Source organism: Variovorax sp. efr-133-TYG-130, from assembly GCF_030208835.1.
Lineage (GTDB): Bacteria > Pseudomonadota > Gammaproteobacteria > Burkholderiales > Burkholderiaceae_C > Variovorax.
In genome coordinates, this window is the sequence record NZ_JARVTD010000058.1 from 1 (window position 1) to 19,830 (window position 19,830).

Below are 19,830 nucleotides of genomic sequence, written 5' to 3' on the forward strand. Positions count from 1 at the left end.
AGGGGCGCAGCCCCGGGGGACATTCGCGGAGGGGAGTACCCGGTGGCCTGTGCACACGCCCCCAAACACCAGCAGCACAACGCAGCACAGAGCACTGAGATGCAAGCCCGCCACCCCCTGACGCCCACGGCCTTCGCAGCAGCAACCCTGTTCAGCGCGGCATTGCTGATCGCAGCCCAGAGCACGCACGCAGCAGAGTCCGAAGAAACAAACACGCTGCTCCCCACACAAGATCCCTGCGGCACTTGCGATCGGCCCCTGGCACAAGCACCAGGCACGGTTGCACCGCAAAGCCTGCCCGCACCGCCCAAGCCTGCAGGCGCGTCGTTCAAGCTCAACGACCTGCGCCTCAACGGCGTCAAGGCACTCAGCAACGAAGAGCTGCAGGCCATCACCTCGCCGTACATCGGGCGCGACGTCACGCTCTCGGAGCTCGAGGAACTCGCCAAGGCCATCACCGCACGCTACAAGGAACGCGGCTACTTCCTCGCCCAGGCCGTGGTGCCCGTGCAGACCGTGCGCGACGGCATCGTCGAGATCAGCGTCATCGAAGGCCGCCTCGGCAAGGTCGAGGTCGTCGTCGCGCCCGACGCGCCCATCGCCGAGTCGCGCGTGCGCGGCTTCCTCGCGCCGCTTCAGCCCGGCGAAGCCGTCAGCGCGCCGGCCTACGAACGCGCGATGCTGCTGCTGTCCGACCAGCCCGGCATCAAGGTTTCCTCCGGCCTGCAGGAAGGCTCGCAGCCCGGCACCACCGACCTGTCCGTCGAGGTGGCGCCCGCGCCGCGCTGGGCCTTCACCGCCGAGGCCGACAACCACGGCACCAAGGAATCGGGCCGTTACCGCGTGGGCGGCACCGTGCGCTGGCTCAGCCCCTTCGGCATCGGCGACAACCTCGACGCGCGGGTGATGGTGTCCAACGGCAACGCGCTGCAGTTCGGCCGCGTCTCGTACGAGGCGCCCATCGGCACCAGCGGCTTGCGCGCCGGCGTGGGCCTCTCGCGCGTGAGCTACGACCTGGGCGGGCAGTTTTCCGACCTCGAGGCCCAGGGCCGCGCCAACGTGTTCGACGTGTCGCTCAACTACCCGCTGATCCGGCAGCGCCAGCAGAACCTCATCCTGCGTCTGAGCGCCGACAGCAAGGACCTCGACGACGAAATCCGCGCGTTCGAGTACGACGCCAGGAAGCGCGTGCGCGGCTTCGGCGTGGGATGGACCTGGGAGCGGCGCGACGACGTGCTGGGCGGCGGCTACTGGGCCAGCTCGGGCACGCTGTACCACGGCTCGCTGTCCATCCGCGACCCGCAGGGCCGGGCCGACGACCAGGCCTTCGGCGGGCGCCACACCGAAGGCGGCTTCAACAAGCTGAGCTTCCAGCTGTCGCGGCTGCAGGCCATCGTGCCGCGGCATTCGCTGTACCTCTCCATCGGCGGCCAGTGGGCGAGCAAGAACCTCGATGCCTCCGAGAAGCTCGCGCTCGGCGGCGCGCGCGCGGTGCGGGCCTATCCGTCGGGTGAACTGCTCGTGGACCAGGGCCTGATCGGCACCGTCGAATGGCGCTGGTCGGTGAACGAAGAGCTGACGCCCTTCGCGTTCTACGACGCCGCGCGCGGCCGGCTGCAGCGTCACCCCTCGCCGTTCGACGGCGAGAACTCGCGCAGCCTGCGCGGCTACGGCATCGGGCTGAGCTGGTCGCGGCCGGGCAATTTCTCGATCAACGCGACCCTGGCATGGCGCGACGGCACGCCGCGGCCGCAGACCGATGGCGGAGGCCGCGGCCCGCGGCTGTACGTCCAGGTTCAAAAGGCGTTCTGACCATGAAGCCACGCAAACTCAAACCTCTCGCACCGCGCCTCGCGCTGCGTCCGCTGGCCTTGTCGCTGGCCTGCATGGGCATGGCGCCCGCGCTCGCGCAGGTCATCCTGCCGAGCTACCAGCCGGGCATGTTCACCACGCAGGGCATGGTGACGGTGAACCCGGTCCTCACGGCCACGCCGCGCGGCGGCCAGGCGCTCGGCATCACGCAGGGATCGCTGCGCGCGATCATCGACTGGAACAGCTTTTCCATCGGCGCGAAGGACGCGGTCAACATCCAGCAGGCCATGGGCAGTTCGAGCATCCTGCTGAACCGCGTGAACGGCAACGAGCTGTCGACCATTGCGGGCCAGCTCACGGCCAACGGCCGCGTGTTCCTCATCAACCCCAACGGCGTGCTGTTCAGCCAGGGCGCCAGCGTCAACGTGGGCGGGCTCTTGGCCTCCACGCTGGCCATGACCACCAGCGACGCGAATTTTCTCGACGGCCAGACCCGCCTTGCCTTCGAGCGCGCCGACGCCAGCACCGCCACCGTGCGCAACCTCGGCGACATCACGGCCACCGGCGGGCCGGTGGTGCTGATGGGCGCGGGCGTGGGCAACGAGGCCACCGGCACCATCACCGCCGACGGCCAGACGGTGGCGCTGGCGTCGGGCCGCAAGATCACGCTGGACATCGGGGGCGACGGCCTCACCAGCCTCAACATCCTGACGGATTCGAAAGCCGCCAGTGCATCGGTCGCCAACAGCGGCACCCTGCAGGCCAACGCAGGCCGGGTGGTGCTGGTGGGCCAGTCGATCACGCCCGGCGAGCTGGTGGTGAACCAGAGCGGCACGGTGCGCGCCAACTCGCTCGGCATGAAGAACGGCGAGATCGTGCTGAGCGCGGGCGCCGACAACGAAGTGCGCGTCGGCGGCACGCTGCAGGCCACATCGACCGGTACGGTGGCGGGCGGGCGCATCACGGTGGCCGCGGGCAAGGTGCGCGTGGAAGGCGCCACGCTCGACGCGAGCGGCGAGGCCGGCGGCGGCACGGTGCAGCTGGCGGCGCTCGGCGGCCTGTCGGTGGGGCCGACCACCGTGCTGCGCGCCGACGGCAGCGCGGGCAACGCCGCGGGCGGCGAGATCCGCATCGGCGCGGCCGACTACACGACGCTGCCCGGCGCGGCCGGCGCGCCGCCAACGGACACCGTGCTGGGGCTGCACCTGTCGGGCGAGCTGTCGGCGCAGGGCGCCGGCAGCGGCAAGGGCGGTGCGATCTCCACCAGCGCGAATGCGATCGAGGTCGCGAGCGATCTTTCGGTGTCCGCGGCAGGGGGCGCCAATGGTGGCGCCAACGGTCAGTGGAGCCTGCAGTCCGACAAGCAGATCGTCGTCACGGCCACGGCGCCGGCGTACGACGCGGGCGCCTATCCGAGCGCAGGCGGCGCAGCCTCCAGCCAGCTGAGCGACGCGGCCATCGGCGGTGCGCTCGGGCGTTCGACCGACGTGGTGCTCGGCAGCAACGCACGCAACGCCGAAGGCGGGCAGGAGCCCTTGGGCGTGGTGTTCGACACCGCCTCCGCGGTGGTGAAGAGCGCGGGCGGCACCGCATCCCTGCGCGTCGATTCGGCCACCGGCATCGGCATGTCCGACCGGTCGTCGATCAGGTCCACGTCGGGTCCGCTGAACGTCGACTTCAACGCCGACGCGGCCGGTGCGGCGCTGCCGGCCATCGACATGCCGATCACCGACACGAACGGCATGCGCATTGCGCCCATCGTCCTGACCGGCGCGACCATCGAGACCAACGGCGGCAACGTGCGCTTCTACGGCCAGAGCGATGCGCAGAACGGGCGCGCCATTGGCTACACCGACGACACCTACTTCAACGTGCCGTTCGAGAGCGCCGGCGTGCAGGTGACGGGCGGCCGCATCTCGACCTGCGCGCCGGGTGCCGCCAGCTGCGCGCTGGGCGGCAGCATCAGCCTGCGCGGGCAGGGCGGCACCGTGGTGTCGAGTTCCACTTTTTCCGGCAGCACCGGCGTGCTGATCACCGGCGCGGAAATCATCAGCGGCAGCGGCGGCATCACGCTCGACGGTGTCGGCGGCCTGGGCGGCGCGGGGGTGTCGATAGGGCAGACGTTCAACGACGGCCCCCCGGACACGCGCAGCCGCATCGCATCGGGCAGCGGCGACATCAGCGTGCGCGGCGCCACCCGCGGATGGAGCGACACCGACCAGGTCGCCGACTGGTCGTCGCGCGCGGTGTCGGTGGGCGTGGCGGTGAGCGGCACCGACATCGCCACCGGCGGCAACGTGCGCGTCGAGGGCACGGGCGCCGACCTGGGCGCGCTGCTGGCCAACGACCAGTTCCGCAAGCTGTCGGCGTCCTCCACCATCGGCGCCTCGCGCGGCGTGACCGTGGGCGACACGGGCATCGTGGCGGGGCGGGGCAAGCGCATCGACGTCGTGGGCACCACCGGCAGCGCGGGCGTGGTGTACGACTTCAACGGCGACCCGCAGCCGCCGGCGGGCGCCATCGACGAAGGCCTCACGCCGGCGGCGGTGTGGATCCGCGCGAGCGGCGCCGGCCAGGGCCTGCGGGCCGAGGGCGGGCAGATCGCGGTGAGCGGCGGCAGCGGCGACGTGCTGCTGCAGCGCGGCGCGCAAACCGATGCCCTGCTGAGCACGGCGAGCGGCAGTGGCGCGGGCGGCGGCATCACCGTCACCGGCCGCAACATCTACGCCGGCGCGCTGGCCGGTGCCGCCGGCACGCTGGCCGACGCGAGCGGCGCGGGCACGGGCGGCGACGTGCGCCTGCAGGCCACCACGCGCACCAGCGACAACACGGGCGGCATGCTCGCGCTGGCGCCGGGGCTGTCGGTGCTGGCCGACAGCGCTTCCGCCACGGGCAACGGCGGCAGCATCCGCCTGCTGGCGGACAACAGCCTGCGCGCGCACGGCACGCTGAGCGCGCGCGGCGGGGCGGCCGGCGGCAACGGCGGCTTCATAGAGACCTCCGGCGGCAACCTGGACCTGACCGGCATCCGCGCGAACGCGGGTGCGCCGGCGGGCGCCGCGGGCACCTGGCTGGTCGACCCCTACGCGGTGGCCATCGTCAGCGGCGCCGGCGCCGGCACGCTGCCGACCAACCCCTTCGACGCGCTGTCTAACTCGACGATCCAGGACGGCGACATCAACGCCGCGCTCAACGGCGGCGCCAGCGTGAAGATCACCACCGGCACGGGCGGCGTGGGCACGGGCAGCATCACGCTGGCCAACGACGTGCTCATCGACTACACCGCCGCTGCCGGCGCGCTGAGCTTCGAGCTCGACTCGGGCAGCAGCATCCAGGCCAACGGCGTGGGCACCGTCATCCGCTCCTCGGGCGCGGGCGGGCCGCTGAACGTGGTGTTCAACGCGGGCTTCAACCCCGACGGCACGCCCTCCGGCTCCATCGGCACCATCACGTACAACGGCAGCATCGACACGCGCGGCGGCAGCGTCGCCATGACCGCGCGCGGCGACGGCACGCCGGGCAGCGGGCGGATCGGCATGAACGGCGCGAGCGTGCAGACCGGCGGCGGCGCCGTCACGCTCTACAGCGGCCAGCCGGGCGCACCCACCGGCTATGTGACGCTGGTCGATTCGCAGATCGACACGCGCGTGGGGCAGAGCGACGCCGGCGCGGGCGGCGCGGTGCAGATCGCGGGCGGCAACGTCACGCTGGCGGGCGTGCAGCTGGCGAGTTCGAGCGGCGCCATCGACATCCGCGGCAGCTCGGCGGACTGGAACAGCGGCGTGGTCATCACCGACGGCCGCGCGGCTTCGGCGCTGTCGACGACCAGCGGCAACATCACGGTGCAGGGCGTGGCGCGGCGCCAGGCTTCGTCGACCTTCGCGGGCTCGTACGGCGTGCTGGTGAACGGCGGCAGCAGCATCGCCAGCGGCAGCGGCACCATCGCGCTGCGCGGCTACAACTTCAACAACGACCCGACGGCGCCCGCCGTGGGCGGCGACAGCGGCGTGCGCCTGGAAAACGGCGCACGCATCACGACCACCGGCGGTGGCGGCATCGAGATCACCGGCCGCTCGGCCAACGGCGGCGCCGGCGTTGCCATCGAGGCCGGCGGCTCGCCGACCTTGCCGGGCGCGCTGCCGGTGGTGCAGGGCAGCGGCAACGTGGTGCTGCGCGCGGTGAACGACGGCAGCACCGACGCCATCGTGATCGGCGCGCCGGTGAGCGCGGCAGGCGCCATCGACCTGCGGCCGGGCGGCATGGATCAGAACTTCGCCGCGTCCGATGCCACCACCACACCCGTGGTGCTCGGCGGCGCGGGCACCGGCGGCTTCTCGGTCTCGGGCGCCGAGTTCGCGCTGCTGGGCGCGCCCACCATCGTCGCGGGCAGCAACACGCAGGCGGCGGACATCACCGTGGCCGGCCCGCTGTCGGCTTCGGGCGCGCTGACGCTGCAGAACGACGGCGGCGGAAACATCGCCGTCAACGGTGCGATCAATGCCACGCAGGTCGGGCTGCTGTCGGCCGGCAACATCACGCAATCGGCTGCGGGCGCCATCAACGCCACGAGCCTGCTCGCACGCTCGCTCCAGGGCAGCGTCGACCTGCGCAACCCGGCGAACAACGTGGCCGTCGTGGGCGGCGGTGCCGCGGGCGGGTTCGGCTACGTGGACGCCAATGCGGTCACCATCGGTGCGCCGAGCGTCGCCGGCTTCGACGCCGCCACCAACCAGGCGGCAACGGCCGGCGTGGCGTCGATGGCGGCCAACACGGTGTTCGTGCGCACCTTGGCCGACGACCTCACGCTGGGCACCACGGTGGCCGGCGGGGCGGGCACCGACCTGGTGGCGGCCGCGCGTTTCCAGAATCCGGGCGGCTTCGCCATCGGCGGCGGTGCGTGGCGCATCTGGGCCGACACCTGGGTGGGCGAGGCGCGCGGCGGCCTCGCCGGCACCGGCACGCTGCCCAACCTCTATCACTGCGCCTATCTGGGCCTGTGCACGGTGACGGTGCCGGCCGGCGGCAACCACTTCATCTATGCGCAGCAGCCGACGGCCACCGTGACCATCGGCGACGCCGCACGGCCGCAGGGCGCGCCGAATCCGCTTTTCACGTACAGCGTGAGCGGGCTGATATTGGGCGACAACGCGTCGAGCTTCAGCGGTGCGCCGGGCACCAGCGCCAACGCCGGCAGCCCGCCGGGCAGCTACCCGATCGACGGCGCCTTCGCGTCGGCCGCGGGCTACGCGGTGCGCGTGGTGCCGGGCACGCTGCGCGTGGATGCGGCCCCTGTGGTGGCGCAGTTCAGCTTGGCCGATCTGCCCACGGTGGACGTGTTGCGCGAGCTGCCTTCCACCTACCTGTACGACCGCAACATCGGCCAGGCACCGATCTGCCTGGCCACCGGCCCGCTGGACGGCGACCGCGCCTCGCAGGCCGGCGACGTGCTGGCGCGCGAATGGTCGCGCGTGCGCTCGCGGCCCAACCTGTTGAGCTGCGTGAATACCGAGCGGCGCAACGGATGTTCGGACTTCTGAGCGCGCGGCTTCAATGCGGCGGCCGCGCGCTGATGACGAAGAGCTGCGCCATCAGGTCGGCCAGCAACTGCAGCTGCGGGTCTTGCGTGAGCGCGGCATGGCGATAGGCACCGACGTGGGCTTCGAGCGCGGGCGCGTCGAGCGGGCCGGCGAAGAAAAGCCGCCGCAGCGCGCCCGACAGCGCGTCGTTCCCGGCCGCGCACGGCCGGTCGTCGATGGTGCTTTGCGCATGGCTCGACAGCGCCGGTGTGGCCAGGAACGGCGCGAGCACGGCGGCACGGATGCGGCCGTCGTGCACCAGCGTGTTGAGCGTCATGTCGAAGGCCAGCGCCGGGCCCGCGGCCAGAGCCTCGCGCAGCAGCGGTGGCAGCGTGCTCAGGCCCTGCGGCGTGACCAGGTAGGCCACCGCGCCCCAGTTGTAGAGGCCCCGCGCATCGAGAATCTCCACGCCGCCGATGGCATCGCGCGGCATGCCCGCGCCGTGCGCGTCGTGCGGCAGGTGCTTGCGCAACGCCTGCCAGAGCGCCAGCAGGCCGGGCGCCGAAATGCCGGGCATGCATTCGAGGAACACCAGGTCGAATCCGCCGAGCTGCGCAAGCGCATCGGGCTGGCGCAGCAGCGGCGGCAGCGCGCGGCTCAGCAGCGCGTCGTCTTCGAGCACCAGGAAGAAGTCGCCGTGCGGCGCACTGCCGATGGCGCCTGCATGCGAAAGAAAACAGGCGTGCTCGCGCGGGCTCACCGGGGCGTCTGGCAAGGTGGCGTGCGCGGGCAGCCCGTGCGTGCCGGTCGCCTCCAGGCGGGCGATGCCCGGCAGGCCGAGCGCGCGCAGCTGCAGCTCCATGGCCTCGCGGCGCGCGATGCTGTCTTGCAGGTTGATGAAGCAGCCGTTCATGATGGCGGTATGACGCAGGTGGTACCACGGGCACGTGAAGGAGCATTGTCTCGCGGCGCGGCCGCCGGCGAGGACGCGTCCGGGCGGGGCCGCGCATGACCGCGCCCGGCGCGGCGCGGCCGTGGCTCAGCGTGGTGATGCCGTTCTATCGCAAGCTGGCCGAGTTCGAGCGCGTCGTCGCGCTCAACGCGCCGTTCTGGTCGCGCCCCGGCATCGAGGTGGTGATCGCGCTCGACGATGCGAGCGAGGAAAAGGAGCTGCAGCAACTGCTCGCGCGCTTTCCCGGCGTTGCCTGGACCCTGCTGGCCAACGACCGCGCGCACGCGTGGCGCCCGCCGAGCTGTGCGATCAACGCGGGCGTGCGCCACAGCGCGGGCCGCTTCGTGTTCGTGCATTCGCCCGAATCCGCTTACGTGGGCGATGCGCCCGCCATCGCGCTGCATGCGGCCATGCAGGGCGGCCGGGGCGTGGCGGTCGGCCGCGTCGGCTTCGCGCGGTTCGACGAACTGGACGCTGCGCCGGAGCCCGATGCCCATGCCATGCATGTCGCACTGGCCACGCTGTTCGCACACGCCGTGCCCGACGCGCTCTACCTGCGCACCTTCTACGGTTCCCTGTGCTGCGCGCGCGAGGCTTTCGATGCCGTCGGCGGCTACGACGAATCGCTGGCGCGCTGGGGCGGCGACGACGACAACTTCCGCGTGCGCCTGGAGATGGCCGGCTGGCAACTGCTGGCCTGCGCCGACCTGAAGCTGCTGCACCTTTCTTTCGAGGCGCGCGACGGCAGCGAGCAGTTCGACCCCGACAACGACTGGGCATGCTGCACCCCGGCCACCGCGCGCGCGAACGAGGGCGCGGAGCGCCGCGCGTGGGGCTGCGACTTCACGCGCATCGCTCGCACGGACGCCGCTGCGTTGCCGCCGTCGCCGCAGGACGCGCCACCCTGGCTGCGCTCCGCGCCCGTGTTCGCGATGGGTTCGCGCCTGCAGTGCGAGATTTGCGCGCGCATGGTCCACCACGAGCCGGCGCCGCACTTTCATTGCCCGCGCTGCAGCAAGGAAGCGCCACGGCGCCTGACCGCGCGCCCGCGCATCGTCTGCGTGATGCAGCTGCGCAACGAGGCGCGGTTGCTCGAGGGCTGCCTCGCGCACCTGCGCGCGCATGTCGACGGCTTCGTGCTGCTCGACGACGGCTCGACCGACGAGACGGCGCACATCGCACGGCGCGAGCCCAAGCTGCTCGCGCTGCTGTCGAACCCGCCGGCGCCGGCGCAAAGGCACGCATGGAACGAGCGCGAGAACCGCCGCCGGCTGCTCGAATGCGCACGCGCGCACGGTGCCGGCTGGGTGCTGGCGTGCGATGCCGACGAGCGCTACGAGACGCTCTTCCTCGACAACCTGAATGCCATCGTCGATTCGCTCTCCGAGACGCAGCTGTCCTGCCTGTCGGTCGCGATGCGGGAACTGTGGGACGCGCCCGACCGGTTCCGCATCGACGGCCCGTGGGCGCACAAGTCGCGCGCCTGCCTGTTCCGCCTGCCGCAGGAGATCGCCTTCGCGCAGGCGCCGGCGCTGCATGGACCGTGGTACCCCGACGCCGTGGCGCAACACGGCGTGATGTACCGCAGCTACTACCGGCTCTACCACCTGAAGATGATTCGCCGCGAAGACCGCGTCGCGCGGCGCGACCTGTACCGGCGCCTCGACCCCGAGCGGCGCCTGCAGCCCATGGGCTACGACTATCTTGCCGAGGAAGGGCCGGCGTTGCGGCTCGCCGCGGTGGCGCCCGGGCGCGGCTATGCGCTCGCGAGCCTGCCGAAGGACCTGGCGGCGCTGCTTCAGGCCTGACCTTCGGACGGGCCCGCGGACATCGCCAGCGAACGCGAAAAATCGCCGCGGTAGGTGCGCGTGCCGGTGTGGCTCAGCCGCGAGCGCGTGTCGACGAACACCTGCCCGCCGATCGACTGCCAGCGCCGGCAGAAGGCGAAATCCTCGCTCAGGTAGCGGCCGTTGCCGGGTTCGGCCCACACGTCGAAGAAGCGGTAGTGCGCCTGCGCGGCCGCCTGCGCGTCTTCCATGTGGTCGGGCGTGTAGCGCAGCTGCGGCATGGCCTGCGCGAGCCGGGTGAACACGCTGCGCTCGATCAGCATGAAGCCGGTAGGGGCGTCCAGCACTTCGGCGAAGCCGTCGGCGTCCACGCCGGCGTTTTTCAGGTTCACCGGGAATACCGCGTGGCGCGCCTCGAAGTCTTCGCGCGTGCTGCCCGCGGGCAGCGCCTGCGCCAGGCCCTCGCTCGGCCAGCCGTCGCTCTTGTGCGGGTACACGCCGGCCACCACCGCGCGGCCCGCCAGCAGCAGCCGCAGCGCGGCCTCCGGCTCGAAGCCGATGTCGGCGTCGATCCAGAACAGATGCGTCCAGCGCGCGTCGGCCATGAACTCCGCCACCAGCCTGTTGCGGGCGCGCGGGATCAGGCTGTCGCCGTCGAGGAATCGCGTCTGCATCGCGAAGCCGTGCCGCCACGCCAGGTTGACCAGGCCGAGCAGGCTGCGCACGTAGTCGCTGGTGAGCTGGCCGGTGTAGCTGGGCGTGGCGATGAAGGGGCGGATCTGCGGGAGGGCGTCGATGGAGAGCATGGGCGGTCCGGGTGTGGATGGTCTTGCGCGGTCGTCAGCTTGCCGCAACCTGCCGCCGCGTGGTCAGCAGCGCGCGCAGCTTGGCCGGCGCCACCGGCTTGGTCAGCAGCATCACGCCGCCCTGGCGCAGCCGCTGCAGCACGTCGGGCCCGGTCGCGCCCGACACCAGCACCGCGAGCGCGTCGGGCTGCAGGCGCTTGGCGGCGTCGAGCACGTTCATGCCGTCGTCGTCGCCCGCCAGCTGCAGGTCGCACAGCACGGCGTCGTAGCGCACGCCGCCGCCGCCCAGCCGCGCGATGGCCTCGGCGCCGGTGGTCACGCAGTCGACCTGGCAGCCCCATTGCGCCAGCAGCGTGCGGGTGCCTTCGAGGATGGCGGGGTCATCGTCCACCACCAGGCAGCGCAGGCCGGCCAGCGGCGCGGGCGCGAACTGCGGCGGCTCGGGCGGCGCCGCGTCGGCGGCGCGCGCGGCGGGCAGGGTGAAGGCGAAGGTGCTGCCGGCCTGCAGCGCCGAGCGCACGGTGATGCGTGTGCCCAGCAGCGTGGCGATGCGCGCGCAGATCGCCAGCCCCAGCCCGAAGCCGCGGCGGCGGTCGCGCTCGGTGTTGGCCACCTGGTAGAACTCTTCGAAGATGCGGCCCTGGTGGATGGGCGCGATGCCCACGCCGTTGTCGCGCACCTCGATGCGCACGCCCGCCGCGCAGCGCCGCGCGGCCACCAGCACGGTGCCGCCTTCGGGCGCATGGCGCAGCGCGTTGCTCACCAGGTTGCCGACGATGCGCCGCAGCATGGCCGCGTCGGTGCGCACCGCCAGGCCCCGGTCGCTCCAGTGCAGGCGCACGCGCGCCTGCGCCGCCGCGGCGGCATGCTGCGCGTCGATCTGGTCGAACAGCGCGTCCAGCGATACCTTGGCGATCGCCGGCGTGAGCACCTGCGCGTCGAGCCGCGAGATCTCCAGCAGGTCGTCGAGCAGCACGCCCATGAACTCGGTGCTCTCCTGCAGCCGCAGCACGGCCGGGCGCTGCGCCGGCGTGGCGCCGGGCAGCAGGCCGTCGATGAACAGGCCCATGGCATGCAGCGGCTGGCGCAGGTCGTGGCTGGCGGCGGCCAGGAAGCGCGCGCGCGACAGCGCCGCCTGCTCGGCCTCGGCCATGCGCTGCAGCGCCACGGCGGTGGCCTCGCGCACGCGCTCCTCGCTGACCTGGCGGTTGTGCTGCAGCCGCTCGGCGAGCCGGTCGATGTCGTGCGCCAGCACCGCCAGCTCGTGCGTGCCGCGCGTGCCGCCTTCGACCACGCCGCAGCGCACGTCGAACTGCCCGGTCTCCAGCGCCGCGACGGTGCGCGACACGCGCCGCAGCGGCCGCGCCACCGTGCGCGCCATGTGGCGCACCGAGGCCCAGGCCGCGATCAGCGCCACCATCGCGATGCCGATGCCGGCAATGAGCGAGCGGCTGCGCTCGCGCGTGTAGGCCGTGGTGTCGCGGAAGGTCTGCACCAGGCCGATGGGCGTGTCGCCCGCCGCCGTGGACCCCGCGGGCGCGAAGGCGCTGGCGCGCGAGGCCTCGCGCAGCGTGACCGGCGAAGTGAACATGCGCAGCCGCGCGAGCGAGGTGGTCTTGGGCCCCGCGGTGACGAACACGCCCGCGCTGTTGCTGATTTCCACCCGCGTCACCTGCCCGCCGCGCAGCGCGGCATTGGCCACGTTCTGCAGCGCGGGCAGGTCGCCCGCATACAGGCTCAGGTCGGACATGGCCGCCACCTGCCGCGCGACCGCCTGGCCCTCGGCATCGAAGGCGGCCTCCAGCGTCTGCAGCCGGCTGTGCGTGAACCAGCCGGTGAGCGCCAGCGCCACCGCCGCGCACGGCACCACGCCGAGGCGGAACAGGTCGTTCTGCAGGTTGCCGCGCACCACCAGCGTGTGGTTGGGCGGCGGCGGCGATGCGGCAGGCCCCGCCTCCGGTGCCGTGCCATTGGAGGGCCGCGCGGCGGTGCTCATCGCGGCGCCGCGAGTCGCTCGGTCAGTTCCCGTTCCTCCGGCAGGCGCAGGCCGAGTCCGCGTGCCACGGTGGCGTTGACGCGCACGCTGGCGGGCGTCGCCGCTTCCACCAGCGGGCCGTTGTTGCTGCTTGCGTTCGCGTTCGCGGCGGCCACTTTCTGGCCGAGCAGCCGTGCCTGCTGGGCGAGCTGCGAAGGCGTCGACACCGCCGCCGCCAGGCCGCCCGAGCGCACCAGCCCTTCGCTGGTGCCGAACACGGGAAGGCCCGCGCCGGCGCCCGCGCGCAGCACCGAGAGCGTGGCCGCCTGGTTGTCGCCGATCAGGTCGGGCAGCACCATCAGCGCATCGCTCTGGGGCACCACGATGCGCAGCGCGGCGGCCAGCGAGCGGGCGTCGGGCGCGTATTCGATGCGCACGTCCCAGGCCGGGTTGGCGACCTGGGCGGCGCGCTGCAGCTCGCGCACCAGCGGCTCCGACTCGGGCGTTGCCACCACGCCCACGCGGTGCTTCTGCGGGAGCACCGCGCTCATCAGCGCGAGCTGATCGGTCATGGCCGGGTCGCGCAGCAGCACGCCCACGCGGCGGTCGCTGCGCCGCAGGGCCGCCGGGCTCGCGGCCTTGAGCGTCTCGTAGTCGAGCCGGCTCAGCATCGCGAGCACCAGCGGCTCCTGGCCGGGCCGCTCGACCGCGGCGCGCGCGGCGGCCGGGCCGACGGCCATGGTCAGCGGGGCGTCGGCCGGTGCCACGCGCAGGCCGCGGGTGCGCACGCCCGCATTGGCGGCGCGATCGGGGTCGGTGCCGGCGTCCAGCGCCAGCTGCGGCTCCGAAGACGGCGCGGCCCCGCCGGCCGGCAGCCGCACCAGCTCGAAGCGGCTGCCGGGTTCCTGGTCGGCGCGCAGTTGCTGCACGAACTCCGAGGACGCCGGAATGTCGTCGCCCATCAGCACGGTCAGGCTGGATGCCGCCGCCAGGCCCGTGGCTGACGCGGCCGCCGCGGCCAGCAGGGCCAGCGCGCCGCGCCGCATGCCCGCGCGCGGTTTCGCGGGGCGTCCTGGACGTCCGCGGAAGAGCGCGAAGATGTGGGGCACGGCAAGGAACATGGACTGCTTCCGCAGCAAGGGGCGATGATCCAATGTAAGGACCGCCCCTGCTTCTTGCGATAAGGCGGAGGGCTTATGTCAGTGGCCGCGGCGGCCTGCCCGCGTGACGAATATCACTGCGCGGCAGCCGCTCGGCCTATGTCCGACGGACTACCCGCGCACCTACCCCGCAAGGCGGCCGTCAGGCGTCCGCCAGCAGCGCGGCCGCGGCGGCGCGCTGCGCCTGGATGGCCTGGCGCAGCACGCGCGGCGACACCGGCTTGTAGAGCACCGTGATGCCCGCGTTGGCCACTTCGCGCAGCCGGTCGGGCTTGGTCTCGCCCGTCACCAGCAGCCGCGCGGTGCCGGGGCCGATGCCGCGCGGGTGCCGCTCCAGCGCCGCGATCACGTCGAGTCCGTTGTCGCCGCCCTGCAGCAGCAGGTCGCTGATGACCACGTCGGGCGGCTGCGCCCAGCCGTCGGCCATGGCCAGCGCCTCGGCGCGGGTCTGCGCGGGCAGCACCTCGGCGCCCCAGTTGGCGAGAACCACGCTCAGGCCTTCGAGGATGGTGCGCTCGTCGTCGATCACCAGGATGCGCACGTTGGCCAGGCTTTCTTCCTCCTCCATGCCGGCCAGGGCCACCGGCAGCACCGGCACCGGCAGCGCGGCCGGCGCCGAGCGCACCTGCACACGCACGCAGGTGCCCTTGTGCAGCTTCGAGCTGAGGTCGACGCGGGTGTTGAGCAGGTCGGCCAGCCGCTGCACCGTGGCCAGGCCCAGCCCCATGCCGCGCGCGCCGCGCGCCGCCTGCCGGCCGGTGGGCTCGACCTGGTAGAACTCCTCGAACACCCGCGCCTGGTGCTGCAGCGCGATGCCCACGCCGGTGTCGACCACGTCGATGCGCACGCCCTTGCCGCGCCGCCGCGCGCCGATCAGCACGCCGCCCTCGATGGTGTGGCGCAGCGAGTTCGACACCAGGTTGTTCAGGATGCGCGAGAGCATCACGTAGTCGCAGCGCACCCACACGTCGGTCTTGCGCACCACCAGCCGCAGGCCCTGCTGCTCGGCCACCGGGCGGAAGTTGCGGCTGATTTCGTCGAACAGCCGGTCGAGCGGGAAGTCGGCCCACTGCGGCTGCAGCACGCCGGCGTCGAGCTGCGACAGGTTCAGCAGCTCGGAGAACAGCCGGTCGAGCGAATCCACGCACTCGCGGATGTGGCCGATGCGCTGCAGCTTCACCGGGTCGGTCTCGCCGTTGGCCAGTCCGTCGGAGAACAGCGTGAGCGCGTGCAGCGGCTGGCGCAGGTCATGGCTGGCGGCGGCCAGCAGCCGGGTCTTGGCCTGGCTCGCCACTTCCAGCTGCTGGTTCTTGCGCGCGAGCTCGGCGGTGGCCTCGTTGATGCGGCTCTGCAGCAGCCGGTGGCTCTCGGCCAGCGCGCGCGCGGCCTGGTTGAAGCCGTGCTGCAGGTGGCGCACCTCCGACGTGCCCTCGATCGCCACGCTCGCGTCCTCGCCCGCGCCCAGCCGGTCCACCGCCTTGCCCAGCGCCCGGATCGGCTCGCTGATGCGCCGCGCGGCCCACCAGCCGGCCAGGCCCACGCCCGCCAGGCTGAAGGCCAGCACCAGCGCCACGTTGAGCCACACGGAACGCCGCGCGCTCTGCACCGCGCTCAGGCTGATCTCGACCATCACCTTGCCCGTGTGGCGGCCGTCGTCGCCCACGATCGGCACCACCACCTGCAGGCCCTCGCCGCGCGCGCGGTCGGAGGTCTCGGAGTTGGCGACGATCTCGCCGTCCTCGGTCCAGATCTGCACCTGCTGCACATGCGGCTGGTAGGTGCCCGACTGGGCGGTGCGCTGCAGCGCCCGGCGGTCCATGCGCGCCAGCGGGGCCTGCGCCACCGTGGCCACCTGCAGCGCGACCGTCTGCGCATTGGCCCGCATCAGCTCGGTGAGGTTGCCCAGGTGCTGGCGCGTCAGTACCGCGATGGCCGCCAGCGTGGCCAGGGCCGCCGGCACCAGCGCCAGCAGGATCAGCTGCTGCGCGAAAGTGAGGCGGGCCAGGCCGCGGAGGACGCGGAAGTTCCAGTTCATGAAGGCTTCGGACGCATGGAGGCCCGAGCTTAGGGGCGCCGGAGCGAACAGGGAAGCAGGAAAAACATCACGAAAACTACGCGCAATTGCTATTTAATGGCGTCCGCACAGCCCGTGTCAGACCCGCCGCCCGTCGGCGAACCCTATGCCATCCGGTAAAAAAATGCTGGTTTCATTGCGCCTCACTGCCCTGTTTCCAGCTGCCCTGCGCGCGGCGGCGATGGGCTTGCTCGTCGGCCTCGCGCCGTTGCTGGCCTGCGCCCAGGGCACCGCGCGCGAGCCGCCGGTGCGCTTCGGCATCCTGCCGCTGGGCGGCGCCTTCGAGTCGCGCAGCGACTGGGATCCGCTGCTGGCCGAGCTCAGCCGCGCCATCGACCGGCCGGTGAGCGTGCTGTCCGTCAACTCGTACGAGGCGCTGGAGCAGGCCATCCGGCGCGACGAGGTCGACATGGCCTTCCTGTCCGGCAAGATGGCGCTGGACGCCGTCACCCAGCGCCGCATGAAGGTGGTGGCGCAGGTGGTGCGGCACGACGGCCTGCCCGGCTACCGCGCGCTGCTGCTGGCGCGCAAGGCGCCGCCCTTCAATTCGCTCAAAGACCTGCTGGCCCAGCCCGAGCGCTGGCGGCTGGCGCGCGGCGAGAAGCAGTCGGTGTCGGGCTTCATCGTGCCGCAGCTGCAGCTCTTCCTGCCGAACCACATCGCGATGGAGACGCGCTTCCTCAGCGAGACCGTCGGTACCCACCAGGCCACCGCGCTGGCCGTGGCCAACAGCGAGGCCGACGTGGCCACCAACAACACGGCCGACTTCGAGCGCTTCAAGCAGCGCTTTCCGGCCGAGGCGGAACGGCTGCAGGTGCTGTGGCAGTCGGACCTCATTCCGCATGCGCAGATCGTGGTGCGGCGCGAATACCCGCCCGAGCTGCGCAAGCGCGTGCAGGTGTTCCTGACCGCCTACGGCCGCGCCAAGGGCCCGCGCGGCGACGCCGAGCGGCTGGTGCTCAAGTCGCTGCACGACCTGGCCGGCTTCCTGCCGGCCGACAACAGCTCGCTGGAGCCGGCCGCCAGGCTGGCCTGGCAACTGGCGCGGCAGAACGCCATGACCGCGCAGTGGGTCAACGACGCCGCGCGCGAAGCCCGCCTGCAGCGCATCGACAGCAGCTACGCCGAGCAGGTCGGCGTGCTCAAGGACGTGTCTCCCTGATGGCCCGCGCCGCCGCCCGACTGCTTGCCGCGACGCTGCTTTGCGCCGCGTCGGCCGCGATGCTGGCCGCGCCCGCCACGGCCGCCGCGCAGGGCGCCAATGCGGCGACGCCGGGTCCCGCGCCCGCGCCCGCCAGGGGCGCGACCGGCGTGCCAGAGGTGGTGCGCGCGGTGCGCTTCGGCGTGCTGCCGCTGGGCGGCACCGTCGAGTCGCGGGCGCTGTGGACGCCGCTGATGGCCGACATGAGCCGCGCGCTCGGCATCCCGGTCAGTTCGTACTCGGTGCCGTCTTACGAGGAACTCGACCGCGCCATCGGCCGCGACGAGATCGACATGGCCTTCCTGTCCGCCAAGATGGCGCTCGACGCGGTGATGCAGCGGCGCATGAAGGTGGTGGCGCAGATTGCCAAGCAGCCCGGAAACCCCCAGCACCGCGCGGTGCTGCTGATGCGCAAGGCCGGTCCCCTCAACACGCTGGCCGGCCTGCTCGCCGAGCCGCAGCGCTGGCGGCTCGCGCGCGGCGACAGCCGCTCGGTCACGGGCTTCATCGTGCCGCAGAGCCAGTTCTTCCTGCCGAACAACATCCAGATGGAAACCCGCTTCCTCAGCGAGTTCGTCGGCACCCACCAGGCCACCGCGCTCGCCGTGGCCAACGGCGACGCCGACGTGGCCACCAACAACACCACCGACTTCGAACGCTTCAGGCAGCAGTTCCCTATCGAGGCCGAGCGGCTGCAGGTGGTGTGGGAATCCGAGCCGCCGCCGGGCGCGCCGATGGTGGTGCGGCGCAGCTACCCGCCGGAGTTCCAGGCGCGGCTGCAGAACTTCCTGACCGGCTACGGCAAGGCCAGGGGCCCGCGCGGCGACGCCGAGCGCGAGGTGCTGAAGAACCTGCGCGCGGGCTACGGCTACGTCGAGGCCGACGACAGCGCGCTGCTGCCCGAAGCCCGGCTGGAGTACCAGCTGGGCAGGCAGCGCGCCATGGCCGCTTCGTGGGTCAACGAGGCCGCGCGCGAACAGCGGCTGCAGCGCATCGAGAAGACCTACGCGGAGCAGGTCGAGGCACTGCGCGCGCCGAACCGCTGACGCCTCGCGGCGCTCCCTAGTCCCTTCGCCGTACCACCAAACCCCCGCGCCTAGGCCTTAAGGCGGATTTGCCCGCCGCGTCGCGCGCCTGAAACTCCGTGCTTCTTTTCCGGCACCCTTGCCGTTGACGGAGCGTGGATGAGCTGGCGAACAAAAGTGGTGTGGAGCGAGGGGATGCTGCTGCAGCCTCAGCACCTGCAGCAAAGCGAGCGCCATGCCGACCATGCGCGGCATGTGCTGCTGCGCGCGACCACGCCCTATGCCTGGGGTTTTGCCGAACTAGAGATCGACGCCGCCGCGCTCACGCTCGGCAAGCTCGCGCTGGTGCGGGCGGTGGGCGTGTTCGGCGACGGCACCGTGTTCGACATGCCGGCGGTCGACCCGCTGCCCGAGCCCATCGACATTCCCGCCGGCATGCGCGACGAGGCCGTGGTGCTCGCGCTGCCGCTGCGCCGCGCCGGCGCGCGCGAGGCCGACGCGGAAGACTACGAGGAGCTGGTGCGCCACCGCGTGCTCGAGTCGGAGGTGCCCGACTCCAACACCGCCGGCGAGCGCACCGCCATGCTGCAGCTGGGCCAGCTCCACACGCGGCTGATGCGCGCCGGCGAGGCGACCGACGCCTGGACCACGCTCGGCATCGCCCGCGTGCAGGAGCGCCGCGTCGACAACCAGGTGCTGCTGGACCGCGCGATGCTGCCGCCGCTGCTCGACGTGGCGGGCCATTCGGTGATCCGCGCCTGGCTAGACGAGTTGCTGGGCCTGCTGCGCCAGCGCGGCGAGGCGCTTGCCGGCCGCATGACGCAGGGCGGCACCGGCGGCGTGGCCGAGATCGCCGACTTCATGCTGCTGCAGGCCGTCAACCGCAACGAGGCGGTGTTCGCGCACCTGGCCAGAAGCGCGATGCTGCATCCGCAGCATTTCTTCGAGCATGCGCTCGGGCTGGCCGGCGACCTGGCGAGCTTTCGGGATTCACGCCGCGTGGCGCGCTTCGGGCCCTACATCCACGACGACCTCGCGACGAGCTTCCGCCCGCTCATGGACGACCTGCGCCGCAGCCTGTCGATGGTGCTGGAGCAGTCGGCGATCCGCATTGAACTGCACGACCGCAAGCACGGCGTGCGCGTGGCGATGGTGACGGACGTGGAACTGCAGCGCAAGGCGACCTTCGTGCTCGCGGTGAACGCGAACATGCCCAGCGAGGCGCTGCGCGCGCGCTTTCCCACGCAGGTCAAGATCGGCCCGGTGGAGCGCATCCGCGACCTCGTGAACCTGGCGCTGCCGGGCGTCACGCTCACGCCGATGCCGGTCGCGCCGCGCCAGATTCCGTTCCACACGGGCGCCAACTACTTCGAGCTCGAAACACGCAACAGCGACCTGTGGCGCCAGCTCGAGCAGTCGGGCGGCATCGCGATGCACATCGCGGGCGACTTCCCCGGCCTCGACCTTGCCTTCTGGGCGATACGAGCATGACCCCCAGTCTTCGCGCACTTATTGGCACCGT

The 19,830-nt window shown here is 72.3% G+C and carries 11 protein-coding genes; 6 read left to right on the plus strand and 5 right to left on the minus strand.

The window, feature by feature from the left end:
• Positions 1-99 precede the first annotated feature (99 nt).
• Together QRN67_RS32955 and QRN67_RS32960 are read left to right on the plus strand one after the other, a co-directional pair.
• Positions 100-1,812: a ShlB/FhaC/HecB family hemolysin secretion/activation protein gene (locus QRN67_RS32955; protein ID WP_285415259.1), complete on the plus strand. Its 1,713-nt coding sequence runs from the start codon at positions 100-102 to the stop codon at positions 1,810-1,812.
• Positions 1,813-1,814: 2 nt separating this feature from the next.
• The gene (locus QRN67_RS32960; RefSeq protein ID WP_285415261.1) at positions 1,815-7,349 is read left to right on the plus strand and encodes a two-partner secretion domain-containing protein; all 5,535 of its coding nucleotides are present in this window, start codon (positions 1,815-1,817) and stop codon (positions 7,347-7,349) included.
• A gap of 10 nt (positions 7,350-7,359) precedes the next feature.
• Here QRN67_RS32960 and QRN67_RS32965 read toward each other — a convergent pair whose 3' ends face one another.
• Entirely contained in the window at positions 7,360-8,241 is an 882-nt protein-coding gene (locus QRN67_RS32965; RefSeq protein WP_285415263.1) for a glycosyltransferase family protein, read from the minus strand.
• Positions 8,242-8,336: 95 nt separating this feature from the next.
• On the opposite strand from QRN67_RS32965, the gene QRN67_RS32970 reads away from it, so the two are divergent.
• Positions 8,337-10,088, plus strand: a complete 1,752-nt coding sequence (locus tag QRN67_RS32970) for a glycosyltransferase family 2 protein (protein WP_285415265.1) — start codon at positions 8,337-8,339, stop codon at positions 10,086-10,088.
• Here the strand turns inward: QRN67_RS32970 and QRN67_RS32975 are convergent.
• The 4 genes from QRN67_RS32975 to QRN67_RS32990 all read right to left on the minus strand — a co-directional run bounded on the left by QRN67_RS32975 (position 10,079) and on the right by QRN67_RS32990 (position 16,043).
• Complete coding sequence (locus tag QRN67_RS32975) at positions 10,079-10,873, minus strand: hypothetical protein (RefSeq protein WP_285415267.1); 795 nt, start codon at positions 10,871-10,873, stop codon at positions 10,079-10,081. The two genes, QRN67_RS32970 and QRN67_RS32975, sit on opposite strands and share 10 nt — an antisense overlap.
• 34 nt (positions 10,874-10,907) lie before the next feature.
• The gene (locus QRN67_RS32980) at positions 10,908-12,869 is read right to left on the minus strand and encodes a hybrid sensor histidine kinase/response regulator (RefSeq protein WP_285415268.1); all 1,962 of its coding nucleotides are present in this window, start codon (positions 12,867-12,869) and stop codon (positions 10,908-10,910) included.
• Positions 12,866-13,969 (minus strand): ABC transporter substrate binding protein, encoded by a 1,104-nt coding sequence (locus QRN67_RS32985; protein WP_285415270.1) that lies wholly within the window; start codon positions 13,967-13,969, stop codon positions 12,866-12,868. The genes QRN67_RS32980 and QRN67_RS32985 overlap by 4 nt, the downstream gene beginning before the upstream one ends.
• 181 nt (positions 13,970-14,150) lie before the next feature.
• A complete protein-coding gene (locus QRN67_RS32990) occupies positions 14,151-16,043 on the minus strand; it encodes an ATP-binding response regulator (protein WP_285415272.1) in 1,893 nt (630 codons plus the stop codon).
• A gap of 163 nt (positions 16,044-16,206) precedes the next feature.
• Here QRN67_RS32990 and phnD point away from each other — a divergent pair, with 163 nt between their 5' ends.
• The 3 genes from phnD (at position 16,207) to tssK (ending at position 19,799) form a co-directional block, all read left to right on the plus strand.
• The gene (phnD, locus tag QRN67_RS32995; RefSeq protein WP_081265867.1) at positions 16,207-17,244 is read left to right on the plus strand and encodes a phosphate/phosphite/phosphonate ABC transporter substrate-binding protein; all 1,038 of its coding nucleotides are present in this window, start codon (positions 16,207-16,209) and stop codon (positions 17,242-17,244) included.
• On the plus strand, positions 17,244-18,329 hold the full coding sequence (locus QRN67_RS33000) for a phosphate/phosphite/phosphonate ABC transporter substrate-binding protein (protein WP_285415275.1): 1,086 nt from the start codon (positions 17,244-17,246) through the stop codon (positions 18,327-18,329). Before phnD ends, QRN67_RS33000 begins: the two co-directional genes overlap by 1 nt.
• 138 nt (positions 18,330-18,467) lie before the next feature.
• Positions 18,468-19,799, plus strand: coding sequence for a type VI secretion system baseplate subunit TssK (gene tssK, locus QRN67_RS33005; protein WP_285415277.1), 1,332 nt, complete (start codon positions 18,468-18,470; stop codon positions 19,797-19,799).
• The last annotated feature ends 31 nt before the right edge of the window (positions 19,800-19,830 follow it).